This window comes from Fuerstiella marisgermanici (assembly GCF_001983935.1).
GTDB lineage: Bacteria > Planctomycetota > Planctomycetia > Planctomycetales > Planctomycetaceae > Fuerstiella > Fuerstiella marisgermanici.
In genome coordinates, this window is the sequence record NZ_CP017641.1 from 1,469,166 (window position 1) to 1,482,792 (window position 13,627).

General features: G+C 55.0%; 10 protein-coding genes and 2 pseudogenes. 5 read left to right on the forward strand and 7 right to left on the reverse strand.

The window, feature by feature from the left end:
• Positions 1–113 precede the first annotated feature (113 nt).
• Entirely contained in the window at positions 114–824 is a 711-nt protein-coding gene (locus Fuma_RS05525) for a tellurite resistance TerB family protein (RefSeq protein ID WP_077023261.1), read from the reverse strand.
• Positions 825–951: 127 nt separating this feature from the next.
• Here Fuma_RS05525 and Fuma_RS05530 point away from each other — a divergent pair, with 127 nt between their 5' ends.
• The gene (locus tag Fuma_RS05530; protein WP_169929125.1) at positions 952–1,956 is read left to right on the forward strand and encodes a sugar phosphate isomerase/epimerase family protein; all 1,005 of its coding nucleotides are present in this window, start codon (positions 952–954) and stop codon (positions 1,954–1,956) included.
• A 196-nt stretch (positions 1,957–2,152) separates the two neighbouring features.
• Here Fuma_RS05530 and Fuma_RS05535 read toward each other — a convergent pair whose 3' ends face one another.
• Complete coding sequence (locus Fuma_RS05535) at positions 2,153–4,900, reverse strand: c-type cytochrome (protein ID WP_077023262.1); 2,748 nt, start codon at positions 4,898–4,900, stop codon at positions 2,153–2,155.
• Between the two features lie 762 nt (positions 4,901–5,662).
• On the opposite strand from Fuma_RS05535, the gene Fuma_RS05550 reads away from it, so the two are divergent.
• Entirely contained in the window at positions 5,663–5,860 is a 198-nt protein-coding gene (locus tag Fuma_RS05550) for a hypothetical protein (RefSeq protein WP_077023265.1), read from the forward strand.
• Positions 5,861–5,870: 10 nt separating this feature from the next.
• Here Fuma_RS05550 and Fuma_RS05555 read toward each other — a convergent pair.
• A pseudogene (locus Fuma_RS05555) lies at positions 5,871–6,425 on the reverse strand (DUF1559 family PulG-like putative transporter); the annotation flags it as partial.
• A gap of 461 nt (positions 6,426–6,886) precedes the next feature.
• Here Fuma_RS05555 and Fuma_RS05560 point away from each other — a divergent pair.
• Both Fuma_RS05560 and Fuma_RS05565 read left to right on the forward strand, forming a co-directional pair.
• Positions 6,887–7,066, forward strand: a complete 180-nt coding sequence (locus Fuma_RS05560; RefSeq protein ID WP_145943985.1) for a hypothetical protein — start codon at positions 6,887–6,889, stop codon at positions 7,064–7,066.
• On the forward strand, positions 7,059–9,143 hold the full coding sequence (locus tag Fuma_RS05565) for a recombinase family protein (RefSeq protein WP_077023267.1): 2,085 nt from the start codon (positions 7,059–7,061) through the stop codon (positions 9,141–9,143). Before Fuma_RS05560 ends, Fuma_RS05565 begins: the two co-directional genes overlap by 8 nt.
• A gap of 93 nt (positions 9,144–9,236) precedes the next feature.
• Here Fuma_RS05565 and Fuma_RS36750 read toward each other — a convergent pair.
• The 3 genes and pseudogenes from Fuma_RS36750 to Fuma_RS36555 all read right to left on the reverse strand — a co-directional run.
• Positions 9,237–9,980 (reverse strand): annotated as a pseudogene (locus tag Fuma_RS36750) (IS3 family transposase); the annotation flags it as partial.
• Complete coding sequence (locus Fuma_RS05575; RefSeq protein WP_077023269.1) at positions 9,977–10,279, reverse strand: transposase; 303 nt, start codon at positions 10,277–10,279, stop codon at positions 9,977–9,979. The pseudogene Fuma_RS36750 and the gene Fuma_RS05575, both read right to left, overlap by 4 nt.
• Before the next feature lie 62 nt (positions 10,280–10,341).
• Positions 10,342–10,803 (reverse strand): DUF1559 family PulG-like putative transporter, encoded by a 462-nt coding sequence (locus Fuma_RS36555; protein ID WP_077023270.1) that lies wholly within the window; start codon positions 10,801–10,803, stop codon positions 10,342–10,344.
• A 293-nt stretch (positions 10,804–11,096) separates the two neighbouring features.
• Between Fuma_RS36555 and Fuma_RS05585 the strand changes: the two genes are divergently transcribed.
• Positions 11,097–12,557, forward strand: coding sequence for an IS66 family transposase (locus tag Fuma_RS05585; protein WP_077022387.1), 1,461 nt, complete (start codon positions 11,097–11,099; stop codon positions 12,555–12,557).
• Between the two features lie 593 nt (positions 12,558–13,150).
• On the opposite strand, the gene Fuma_RS05590 is transcribed toward Fuma_RS05585, so the two are convergent.
• The gene (locus Fuma_RS05590) at positions 13,151–13,621 is read right to left on the reverse strand and encodes a hypothetical protein (protein ID WP_145944002.1); all 471 of its coding nucleotides are present in this window, start codon (positions 13,619–13,621) and stop codon (positions 13,151–13,153) included.
• Between the last annotated feature and the right edge of the window lie 6 nt (positions 13,622–13,627).

The window sequence follows — 13,627 nt, forward strand, 5'->3', positions numbered from 1 at the left end:
ACTCAAGGCGAGCCGAGGACGTGAGTCCTCCGGTTCGTCACACGGAACTCCAAACAAACCAGGCACTTACGCACCCGGCTCGCCCACAAAATTCCTTAAGTCTACGTGTCTCACTAACCATTCAGCAGCGGCGCTCCAAACCGGCGATGGATCTGATTGCATTCGTCCGGCGTCATGCGAAAGCCGTGAGCCAACTCTTTCAGGTAGCGAGCTTCCGCATTGTTGTCCAGTTCAATGGTCATCAGCGAAATCGCGTACACCTGCTGTTCCATTCCCAGTGGTACCGACCACACAAATTCGCGCACGTCCAGTGGCTTTGCGAATTCGCGGCGCAGGAACTGAACTTCGTCCTGAGACAAATCGCCCAGCTCTTTGATGATCGCGTCCTGTTCGGCCTGATCGATTTGCCCATCTGCCTTCGCGGCGTTGGCCATGGCGACGATCAATACTTCGGCGTTTTGATTAAACGGATCAGGGTTGCCTTCGTACTCAGCAGTAAAGTCTGTTTGTCGTCGTTGAATTTCCGGTTCCGCTTCCGGAAACGGTTCTCGCGACGGCGCATTCTGCCGCCGGTTTGTGGAATGTTTGTTATGAGCGTGCCGCAACAGATCTTCCAGGCTGTCGAATTCCTGGTGACCGCGAGACGGCTTAATCGTGGGGCTGCCAGCCGGACGCTGCGGAATGGATTCGCGGCCCGAAGGTTGCGCCGCGCCGCCGCGTTTTCCTTTTAGGATGCTCTTCAAAATTGCCCCGCCCAGGCCACCGCCGCTGCTGCCGCCGGATTTTCGCCCCAGCATTCCGCCCAGGATATCGATTGCGTTCACTTGTTCGTTCCTTATTGATGATTCGTGGCCGCTGACGCAAATCTATCAGAATCGGTCTGGTGTGAAAGTCAGATCGCAGAGGCTACCATGAAGCCTTTCTGTAACTTTAACTCTGGAAGCCGCTGCCATGAACGACCGCCACGCCTCGTCCACATCCGTTGACCGCCGCCAAATGCTGGCGTACGCCGCGTTTGGTTCCGGCGCGATAGCGGCTGCTGGCTCATCGCTTTCTGCGGCTGCAGAACCGTCGCCAACTCAGGCACCGAAGTACGACATGAAGAAGTCGATCAACCTGTGGGCGTTTCCGTATCCAGACAAAATGTCGCTGAAACAGTGTCTGCAACTGGCCAAAGACGCGGGCTTCGATGGCATCGAATTGAATTACGACCTGGACAGCGATCTGTCGCCGAAGTCCGGCACGAAGGAATTCACCGCGATTCGAAAAATGGCCGAAGACATCGGCATCGAAATCAGCGGACTGTGCTCGTTTTTGTTCTGGCCATACCCACTCACCAGTAACGATCCTGCCGAGCGAGCCCGCGGCATGGAACTCGCGGGGCTGATGACTCAGGCCGCGCACGACCTTGGCACAGAAAACTTGCTTGTGGTGCCAGGAGCCGTCCACATGCCATGGCGCGAAGATCACGATCCCACGCCGAACGACGTGTGCGACAAACGAGCTCGCGCGGCCATTGCAAAGCTGCTGCCGAAGGCCGAGCAACTGAACGTCCACTTAAATATGGAGAACATCTTCTTCAATGGCTACTTGCTTTCGCCGTTTGAGATGATCAACTTCGTGGACAGCTTCGACAGCGAACACGTGCAGGTTCATTTCGACACCGGCAACATTATGGAATACCAGTTCCCGGAACACTGGATTTCGATGCTCGGCAAACGCATCAAGAACGTTCACTTGAAAGAATATTCGAAAAAGGGAACCGATCATTCGCTGGAAGCATTTCGTCCGCTGCTGGACGGCACCACGAACTGGCCGGCCGTTTTGGAAGCGTTCGACAAAACCGGCTACAACGGGTTCCTGACGTTTGAATACTTTCATCCGTGGCAGCACTTTCCTGAAGCGTTGATCTACCAGACCTCCGATTCGCTCGACCGCATGCTTGGTCGCGTGTGATGGCGGAAACGGTGCGATCAAGCCTGATAGGCGTGCCGGGGGCACACGGAGCAGCGATTCTTTGTAAGGTAAGTCGGCAGAGGTTGTTGGCTTACCCTTGTGCGGCGCCCCCTCCCGGACTTTGCTTCGCTCGTCCGACCTCCCCTAAGCTTCGCTTGGGGGAGGTGAGAGAAAGCAGAGCATGAGCGGTCCGACGTTACCAACTTATGTTGTAGCGTACTGTCGCGGTGTTGCTGGCGTTTGTTGTAATCGGAACCAACAGTTCAGCGCGGCCGTCAGCCTGTCGAACGATCGGTTCGACGCCGTCAAATGTCAGACGAATGGCGTCGTCGATCAGCCAGGCATCCTGAGTTTCCTGAATCGAAGTTGCAGCCGCGATGCGAGCGTACAGATGTGCGACGGGTTGTGGTGCTGTCAACGTTAGTGTGCGCCGCAACGAGGCATCCGGTTCTGCGGCGATCGGTTCGATAAAGTCGGCGACCTCTACGCCGTTCCATTCGTAGTCGAACGTGGGCTGTCCTGCTTTGTTTAAACGGTAACCGTTGAAAGAAAAGCCATTTGCGCGAGCGAGTTCCTTTGGCCATGGCTGCTTGTTGTCGTCCAGCACGGCCAACGGCTGACCAGCGGCGAGTTGCATCACGTGGTCGCCGAGTGGGGTTTGAAAACCGGGACCTCGACCGACCCAATGCTTCGATGCGTCAATAAACGCACCGTGCCAGATTAGTCGCAGGTTCATTTGCTCCGCGTCCCACGCTATGTGAGCGCGTTCCGGATAACCGACCGCAATTCCGCGAGGCGACAGGCCTTCAATAAAGTTGCGATAGACAATCGGACGGTCTTCCGGCTTCAGTTCAATTGCTTTGACCAGCAGTCCGGACGGAACTCTAGCCTTTGTGCCGTCCAGTAAGTACCACCAGATTGCTTCGATTTGTTGAGCCGAATTGCCGTGCAGAATGTGAGGCACGACGGACTTGCCGTTAGGCCATGCGGATGGCATTCGAGTGCCCGGGCGATAAGCGGACGGGTTCAGCAGGTAGCGGTGAAACCAGTCTCGACGCAGCCGCTTTGTCATCGTTGTCATGTCCAGCGACTGAATCCCGGTCGCTTTGTGCGTGCCAAAGTAATGGCACTTGATGCACGACAATGCCTGGTCTCCAACCATCAGGCGAGCGTCCGCAGCGACTCGATGCAGCGGCTTATCGAACTCCACTTCTGCCACTTCCGTTTTCCGGTCATGGTTGCCAAACAGCTCAATCAGCTGACCCACGTTCTTTGCGCCGAACTTGGGCATGCGAGTCGCCATGTACGGACGATCCTTCGCGCCTTTGTTCAGAACTTCCGTCAGCCATGTTGTTTTGAGTTTGTCGCCGATTCCGTCCAGATGAGGCGGCACGCGGCCTTCGTCGCCCATTTCAGGAATGCTGCCGGTGAATACGTGGTCCAGTTCGCGAGGCACGCCGCCGATGTCGTTTCGTTGGTGGCAGCCATAGCAGTTTAGAGTCAGCAGAGCCGTCCCGATCTGGTGATTTGCTGTCGCTGTCGCCGTTGCATCAGACGGCGTTTGGGCAGAGGCCAGTGTGGCCGCGATGTCGGCTCGCTGCTGATTAGACAACGCGAACTGTGGAATGCCTTTCTTCGGCTGCGTCGACAAACAGCCCTTTGTCGGATCTAACTTTGCGAATGACGGCACCTGCGATGGAAGTTGCTCTTCGCTGCCTGGCTTGCCGAATTCGTGGCAACTTGCACAGCCCAGCGACGTAAACAGCCGCTGCCCGGATTTCACCAGTTCGGGGTTCACAGCGATACTGGAATTTTGCGACGGTGGTTGTTTATCGTTGCTGACCAGGGCCGCCAGTGGCTGTCGGTTGAGTTCCGGACCGGCGATCTCGGCACTCAGCGATTCTTCGCCGCCGTTTTCGAAGTATTCGACCACAAATGCATGAGGTCCTGCCGTCAGATTCGCGTTCGCGTCCTTGACGGAATGCGGATGCACGCCGTCGACGTTAACGATTTCCATACCGTCGATCAGCAATCGGCTTCCATCGTCACTGCCCAGCCAGAACTGATATTCACCGTCCGTCGGAATGTGGACGAAGCCGCGAAACCGCAGCGCGAAGCCGTCGTTCTTTGGTGCTACGGTGACGTCAAAATCTGTGGCGGGCGTTGTCGACTTTGCGGTGAGCTGATCGAAGTCAGGAAGCTTCTGCCAGCCGCCTTCAAAGTAGTCGACCATCATGCGCGGTTCAACGTCGATGTCTTTCAATAGAAAACTGGCGACGTCGCGAGCTTCTTTGTCATCCAGGTTCAGCGACGGCATGCGGCCCGACGGCCGAACGGCGTGCGGATCTTTCAGAAACTCAACAAGACTCCCAACCGTGTACTTTTGATCCAGCGGCCCCAAAGGCATCGCGAAGGCGGGCCGTTCGTCTGCCGGCTTTCGCAGATCTCCGTGGCATGCGGCACAGCCGACCGAATGAAACAACGTCTCACCACGCGAAACTGCGCTCGACGAAACCGGGGCCTCCAAAGGAGACTTGCCGTGCGTTAAAAACTGAGCAAGCGCTTCGGCGTTGCTGGCCGCGTCGTCCCCTGTCAGCAAATGCGGCATTGCCGTGCCCGGTTTGACACCTTGAGGCTTCGCGATGAAGGCTTTCAGATGTTCGAATCGAATGCGGTCGCCGACGTTCGTCAGAATTGGAGCTCGCCGCTGCGGCAGCACTTCCTTCTGAAAAACTCCGTGACACGATTGGCAATTCAGTTCCGAAATCAACAGCCTGCCAGCGTCGAAGCGATTCATGTCGGCTTGAAAGCGTTCGTAGCCGGGCACAATTACGTGATCCGGATCGGCCGCTTGAGCGTGATTGCTAAGCGTTGCGTTTAGTGAAACGCTCACGGACACGACAGCACAAAGCCAGCGTGTGGCGGAAATGAAGTTGTTTCGCATAAGGAAATGAGGCTTCTGAAGTCGGCTGGAGTTGTCGCTGTTTATGTCACATGTCGTGGCGTGGGTTTGCCGCTCGACTGCCTTGCAGCAAATCTCGCTGGCTTGTGGCCGCGGAACAAGAGTTTCGGACGATGAAGGCAGTTTTCCACGAGTCCGAACCGTCCACCACAACAGGGAAGCTGTTCAGTCAGGCTCGAAGCCTCCGCCACATCATCCGTGAATTGAAATTCGCGGGCACGAAGTGTGAAGATTCGCGGTAAGTTTTTCAATCTTTCGCCGTACAGCTGATGAGAGATGCCTCAGCGCGTCAGTGAATCTGTGGCATTTTCGCGTCGGTTGTCGTCAGCCTGAAGACGGGTTTGAACGACCGTCGAGAGCAGTCGGACACGGCCTTTCGTCCTGCCTGCAGAATTAGCCCAACCAAACCAAAAGGAATTCCACGTTTTTCAGCCGTTTCCCGGCGAATTGTCGCAACCGTCGTTCTGACTCGGTGAATGGCACGCGATCTGCCTGTTGTCTCAATCGTCAAACAGCCAACCGGTGATTTACGGGAGCCGCTGTTTGGCATCCTACCTTCGAACACGAATCGTTTGTTCGACGCAATCTGGTTGCTGATGCGAAGACTCCGCAGCATCCGGTCGTGTATCGAACCACCAGGCAGCGGCCGTTTTTGCCGAATGTCGGTTGTGACAAAGAGCGATTCGCGAACCCCACCCACATTGAACTTGTCCATTTGCTGAAACGAATGAAAGGAATCCAATCATGTCATTCAGCTCTAACGAACTTGAACAACAACTTCTGGAAACTTCCGCCGGCCAGGCCGTCTACGATTCACTGGTCCAGGCGAACGTGAATTTGTGCACTGTGTCTGCCGAAATGGTGAAGCAAATGCTGGTCGCCGAATGTAAGTACCGCCAAACCATCGGCTACGATTCGCACTCCGCCATGGCGGTTTGCTAAAGTGTCGCGATCACCAGTCCGATAGCTCTTCGCCGCCATCAATCGACAATAACGCTCGCAGGACGCGGGCGTTGGTCGATTCGCTGACGAAACGCACAGAACCGTCAGCCAGCGCGACTTGTGCTCCGTCGCTATGATACGACGACGCGAGGCTCTCCGATCTCCCCGGCTGCGGACCGGGGCCGTTGATGTCCATCGTTGCGGTGCTCACAGGCTGATCGCGAGGCTCCGTCCAGATGACGTTGCTGCCGCAGGCTTCCAGCACCATCAGTGTGTTTGAACTGCCGTCTTTGATCGCCGAGATCGGAATTCCGTCCGGCCCGTTGAAGGCTGTGCCCGCCCCGGTTGGTGCGAGGTAAGACGTCAGGACTCGGTCGTGCTGATCTAAGGAGCTCGGCCGACTTGGGCAAATGAAGGTCCCGTATTTTTCGTTCTGAATGGGCGAGTTGACGTCAGAATCCCAAGTGGCACTCTGGTCATACCGGTCTTCCAGTTGTGCCTTATCGTGAATCTGGCTTAGCAATAGGACCCGCCACGAAATGGGCGGATCTCCCCCCGCCGCTGCGGGGAAGTGTGAGGTGGTACAGGTTTCAGGGACAGGTCATTCTCTTATTTTGGGAGATTGATGATCTGTTCGAACTGAGCTGGCGACCTGTAATCGAGGCTGGAGTGTCTGCGTTCGTGAACGTACAACCTCACGAACCGATACCCATGTTACCGAGGCAGTAGTTCGGTATCGATGGCACCCTTGGTTTGATCAGCCCGTCACGATTGATCGAGCGATCGTACGTCGTGATCGCGGAGCTGTCTATTTGTGTCGTCCTGCCGACGTGACGGACGGAAAGTTTCGTGAAGTTCCGCAGTGGATGTTGAATCAGTCTGTATGCTGCGTCATGCAGCTACGCGACGAACCCTGCGTTTCAATATCAGCACTATTGAATCTTTCAGCACTGCTGCGGGACGCCACAGCGGGCGATGAGTTTCTGATAGATGTTCAGCATTTCCAATCTTCTCAGGGAGATGCTGATGCCACAACCCAGAACGAAACCGACAACACAGCTTGATCTGTTTGAAGTGAGTCCGCCCCGGCCGCGATGGAGTGATCTGCCCAGCGAGACTCGGGAAGAAGCGACCCGATATCTGGCGGAACTCGTTCGTCATCATGCTGAAAATCTCAACAGCGGAAAGGAGTCCGAAGATGAGTGAAAAGATTGAAGCCATCCATCTTCAGCGGAAAGCCGTTCTTTACATTCGTCAGTCGTCGCCGTTTCAGGTGCTTCACAACGAAGAAAGCCGCAGGCTGCAGTATGCCATGCAGCAACGGATGCGTTCACTGGGATGGAAAGACATTGAAGTCATCGATGAAGATCTGGGGCGCAGCGCGTCCGGCAGCGTTGTTCGATCGGGATTTGAACGCATGGTCGCCGATGTGTGCCTCGGGAAGATCGGGGCCGTTGCTGCACGAGAGGTGTCGCGGTTTGCTCGCAACAGTCGTGAATGGCAGCAACTGGTTGAAGTGTGTCGAGTCGTGGACACGTTATTGATCGATCAGGAAACGGTCTACGCTCCTCGCCGGAGCAATGACCGACTGTTGCTGGGACTGAAAGGAAGTTTGAACGAATACGAGCTGGACCTCCTTCGTCAGCGATCCGTAGAAGCTCGGCGTGAAAAGGCGCGCCGAGGAGAACTGATCATTTCGGCACCGGTCGGATATCTGAAAACGGGAACGACTCGAGGCAAAGATCAGCGCATTGAGAAAGACCCGAATACTCGCGTGCAACAGATGATCAATCTGGTGTTTCGCAAGTGCTTCGAACTGGGGAGTGCACGGCAAGCTTTGATGTGGCTTCTGGAAGAAGATCTGCAGATGCCGACACGAGACAAAGCCGGAGTCCTGAAGTGGAAGCGTCCGACATACGGGATGGTGTACCAGATCCTGACTCATCCGGTGTACGGTGGGGCGTATGCGTATGGCCGAACCGAACATCAGCCATCGTATGAAGGTGGATTCGTTGATTCAAAAACACGGCGGCGCAGTCGCGAAGAATGGATCGCATTGATTCCCGAACATCACGAAGGCTATGTATCGTGGGAGGAGTTCGAACGATTGCAGGATTTGATTTCGTCAAACAATCTGCGTTCCGGGCGAGGCGCTGCTCGAAAAGGTTCGGCACTGTTGTCGGGAATGCTGGGCTGTCAGCAATGTGGACGGCGACTGGCCGTCGCGTACAGCGGAGTCGGAGCGAAAGTGCCACGTTACTGCTGCCACCGAGGGTATCTGGACAATGGCGAAGCCAAGTGCATCGCATTCGGTGCCACGTCCGTTGACATCGCCGTTGCAGAACAGATATTCCGTGTTGTTGCTCCTGCCGCTCAAGAGGCCGCCATGCTCGCTCACCAGAAAACAACCGAACGTGACAACGAAATCCTTCAGGCACTGGAAGGGGAACTTAAGTCTGCTCGTTATGAAGCATCGCGTGCACAACGTCAATTCGATGCAGCTGACCCGGAAAATCGACTTGTCACCGAGGAACTGGAACGAAGATGGAATGCGTCGATGCAACACGTCAGCGACGTCGAAGCACGGATCGATCAGCAGCGAAATGACAGATCTTCAATCGACGATCCTGATTTGCAGGGTCTGATGGCAGTCGTGGCTGACCTTGACGCAGTCTGGAACAATCCTGATGCTGACATTCGAATCAAGAAACGCATCGTTCGGACTCTGATCCGCGATATCGTTGCGGATGTCGACAACGACGTGAGCGAAGTCATTCTTACAATCCACTGGGTTGGTGGTGTGCATACCGAACTGCGACTTCCCCGCCGTCGTCGCGGAAAATCGACAGCCACGACAGCCACGTCAGCAGAGGCCGTCGATGCTGTCCGGTCACTCGCACGAATCTGTTCCGACGATCTCATCGCCGGACTGCTCAACCGCAACGGGTTACCAACGGGACGAGGAAACCGGTGGACTCGAGAGCGGGTCACATCGATGCGGAACTACCACAAGATTGCCCGCTGGACTGCACAGGCTCAATCTGATCAAGGCTGGATGAACCTAACCGACAGCGCAAAACATCTTGGCATCAGCACGCGGACACTCAGACTGGCGATTGAACGAGCCGATATCAAAGGTCAACACCCGCTTCCGGACGGACCGTGGATCATCAATCGCAGCGAACTGGAGACGCCAGCGGCAAAGGCCGTTGTCCGGAAGGCAAAAACTCGAAACCGCAACCCCGCGGTACCAGATCCCAAACAGCAATCCCTTGAGTTTTAACTCAAATAGAACAAAGGTGCATAATGAAACACAGTTGTAGTAGCGGACGTATTTTGACATCTCTCTTCTTGCCTCTGCCTTGCTTTGGTAATCGGTCATTTCGAGTTCGTTCTTGATCGTTCCGAAGCAGCTTTCCATGGATGCGTTGTCATAACAGTTGTCAGCACGGCTCATGCTTTGTGTGATTGCTGCCCGACGAAGAATTGATCGGTATTCATTGCCAGCGTACTGGCCGCCTCGATCCGTGTGGTGAATCAATCCAACGTCAGGCTGTCGTTCTTTGATGCTCGAACGCAGTGCTTTGAGGACCAGCTGTTCCGTCATGTTGTTATCCAGATGCCAACCAACGATCCGCCGGGAAAACAGATCCATCAGCATCGCCATGTAGCAAAACGTCCCGTCAGTCAGCGGGATGTAGGTAATGTCTCCAACCCAAATTTGATTGATCGTTGTTGGGGCGTCCGCATCGAGCAACAGGTTCGGCGAATAGCCCAGTCGATGACGGCTGTCTGTCGTTTTTGGAACGAACGACTTCGGCTGAATTGCCTTTAATTTAAGGGCTTTCATGACATTCGAGACCTTCCTGCGATCACAGAGAAGTCCCATTTCCTTGAGGTCTTCGGCAATGCGACGAGCCCCGTAGCGGCGGCGGTGACGCTTAAAGATGACTCTTATCAACGGAGCCAGTTGAGCATCCTGTTCTTCAAAGATCGTGGGCTCAGCAGTCTGCCAGGCATAAAACGAAGTTCGGTTCACACCGAGATGACGACAGACTTCGGCCACGTTTCCATGACCTTCCTGAACAATCGCTTCAACGGCCGCATAGACGTCAGCTATTCGTTGCGGCCGAAAATAGCCAACGCTTTTTTTAGTATGTCCCTCTCACGTTCGACACGCCGCAGATCGGCTTCGAGGTCCTTGACCTTAGCCTCCAAAGAGCTTGCCACTGGACCACTTTGTTCCAGCTGCTCCTGTTTCCAGCGATACAAAACGTTGACGTTTGAAATGCCCAACCGGTCCACAACCTGAGGAGCCGTGTACCCATCCAGAAGCAGCTGCACGGCTTCTTCTTTGAACTCATCCGTGTACTGACGGCGAGACGATTTCTTGACTGATGTTTTTTTCTTCCGAGACATCCTGAGGTCCTTTCTACGGACTCAGAATAAGAGATTCACGTGTCCCTGAAACCTGTACCACCTCAGGGTTTGTTTGCGTCGTGGTACTTGTGGAATCCGAGTGCAATCTGTTTCAGGTTGTATTTGCACTGAGTACGTCTTGCGGGTTCACGAGCTCCTTCGGTGGTTGCAATTGTCAAACCAACAATTGTGACCAGAAGGGTCGCCCAGCCACCGATAGCGCCGACGACCACACCTTTGCCGTATCCACGTTCGCGATAGACGGCTCGGATATGAAGGCACACGGACGATGGCAAAGCAATCAGCAGGAACGCGAATGTGAAGCTGTCGATTCTTATCAGGCCGACTGGGGACAAGGTCATGACCACGATTATAAGGAACACCCCGGTGACTACAGCGAACGTGAATTCCCAGAGTACGGCCCACCCTGCCCGAAAAATCGCAATCGATACGGCAACGGTAATCGCGAACAAGAACATAAGCAGTGGCCACCAGTTGGTCTGGTCGGGAGGAAATTCATACATGCGGCATCTTCCCCTCAAAGTTACTCTGTTCGGAATTGACGCATTTCCACCCTTGTAGGCGTCATCGCTCCGCGTGATGAGCAACCAGTTTGCGGCCGCGACAAATCCGGGGCTATCGACACATCCACGTGATCTGTGACAACGCATCGTTCGATTCCAGTCGGGTTGTGTGCGAATACCTTTATCGCTGGAGACACCGAAACACGATTCATTTTTTGCCCGCTTATGTAGCTGTCCATTTCAGCTTGGAGACTGGTCTTTTTCTGTCGGTTAGATTTTGATACGACAGGTGGATGGACACGGATGTCAGTCAGATCATCGCTGTGGAAGTGAAGCAGCTTGTGCTTAGCCTGCAGCGTGAGGTTGCGGAGCTGCGGGACGAGAACCGGCGGCTGCGTGATCGGATTGAAGAGCTCGAAGGTAAGAACCCCACAGAGCGACTCGACGAGGCGTTTTCGGTGACGGCGGAAGAGAGACGCCGCGCTGAAACGGGCCGCCGAAAAGGTCGCAAAAAACAATCCTCGGCGCGTCGCGGTCGTCGCACAACCGAGCAGAAAGCGGACAACGCCGAACGACGCGAACTCATTCTGCCGGAAGGTTACAACGTCGCAGAGTGCCGTTTCGTTCGGGAACGTTTCGTCTGGAGAGTGATCAACGGCCAAGCCGTGCAGGTCGTCTATGAAATCTATCACGGCCCCAACGGCGAGAAATCCGAAATTCCGGGCGTGTGGCCGCGGTCCGAATTCGGCATTGAAGTTCATATCGCGCTGGCTCGCATTGTGACCATCACGGGACTGTCGATCGACAAGACGTGTGCATTGATTGAATTCTTCTGGAATCTGCCGCTCGGCAAATCCCAGGCGGACGCTCTGTTGAATCAACTGGCACGGCGTTGGGAACAGGAATTCGAATCTCTGTGTGACCTGATGGCGTTCAGTGCGATTGTGCATGCAGACGAAACCAGTTGGAGTATCAACAGCGTGTGGGCTTTTTTGTCGGAGAAGGCGCGCGTGCTGATCTTCGGATGCCGCAAAGACGGCGACACACTGGCTCAGATCCTGTCGAAAGAATTGTTTGGAGGCGTGCTTGTTTCGGACGATGCGGCCGTGTACCGAGGTTTCAGTCACGCACAGAAATGCTGGGCTCACCTGCTGCGGAAGGCCATCCGTCTGACGCTGCTGAAGCCGGACAACGAAGAGTACCAGCGACTGCTCGACGGCCTGCTGGAAATTTTCTACGCGGCCAAACGCCACGCCGCCGATGGTCGTCTTGGCGATGCCGGTCGTGCGGCGAAGGTCGATGAACTTGATAACACGCTGGCGGCTCTGCTGGTGCGTTACTGCGCCGAGGATTCCGATGTTCGGGCGGCCGACTTCGGCAAGGATTTTGACAACCTGGTCTCAGAACTGATTCGGCTGATGACGGAAGAGGAGTTGTTTTGTTTTGTGACAAGCCCGGCCGCGCCAGCAACGAACAACGAAGCGGAACGCAGTCTTCGCGGCGCGGCCATGGACCGTCGCACAGGTCGAACGAGCAAAACATCGAAGGGAGCCCGTCGCCGCAGCATTCTTACAAGCGTCCTGGAATCGCTGAATCTCCATCTGAAAACACCAACGCTCAGTTCCGTGGTGGCCGAGGTCATGACGTGGCAGCAGGATGGATTCAGTCTGTTTGATCGACTGAAACTTGAAGTCGGCCTGACCTCCGCGCCGCCCGGTCAGTCGCGACTGTCCAAACTCGTCCCCGCCAACTGAACACCACACCTCACGCTGCGCACCACGCGGAAATGGACAGCTACCACGCTTATGCACCGTAAACAAACCCCATCGAACGAGTCTGGTGGCATAGGCACGAAGTCATCACTCGCAACTACAAATGCGAAGGCATCGAAGAACTCGTCGAGCACGTCTATGAATGGTTCGACACTCAAAGATTCTTTGAAGTCAAAACAACAGTCAAGTATCCAATCGCAGCATGAGCGCTCTCAGTGTGATGAGGAGCTATTTGGGTACTTCACATTCAGAATCCACTGGCATTTTTGACGAATGAAGCAAGGGGCCTTCTTATGTTCTCCGCAGCCCCAATAGCCGACGAGACGAGTCAATAATTCGTTTCCTTACAAAGTCTCCTCAGAGGCTAAGACTCCCTGGGTCATCGCACTGGAACACGTGACCACGGCAAGGCACATACAACAGATCGCAAGTGTTGGACGAGGCATGGTGTCACTCCTTTAACACTTGACAGCGAACGCTTAGCTTAACCCCGGCAGCGGCCAGGTAATTTCGATTTCAGAACACGCCCGATCCACCGTTCGGGTTCACCGCATTATTCGCTCTGTCTCCGTTTCTCAGGCATCTGGGAAATTGGCACCAACTGTAAAGAATGCAAACACCGACATCAGGAGTGCGGCAAAGGTCGCTGGAATCCATTTTCGCTGAGACTTCTTCACACAGGCTACGATCGTCAAAACCAGGTTGATAAAACCCGATGCCGCTGTCGCAATGAGGAGAATTGGCCAGAGGCCAAACCATAAGGACCACATGTTCATTCCGGATTCCGATCCAGCGACAAACTGGGCAACAGTCGCTCCACGGCCTATCAGGAAGACGTAGATCATAATAATGGCAACTGCTGAGGGAACAAGATGGGATACTGTCACCGCGCCAAGGTGGAGTCGCCTGCAATGGCCCCACACGTACCCGGCGATCAGGTAGACACACCAGCATGCCAGATAAGCAAACAAGATGGTTCGGTTTTCCATGGGCGAACGACCAAGACCAGCCGGTTGCCGCGACTGGCGTGCTATGGGAGAAATCACGGTGGC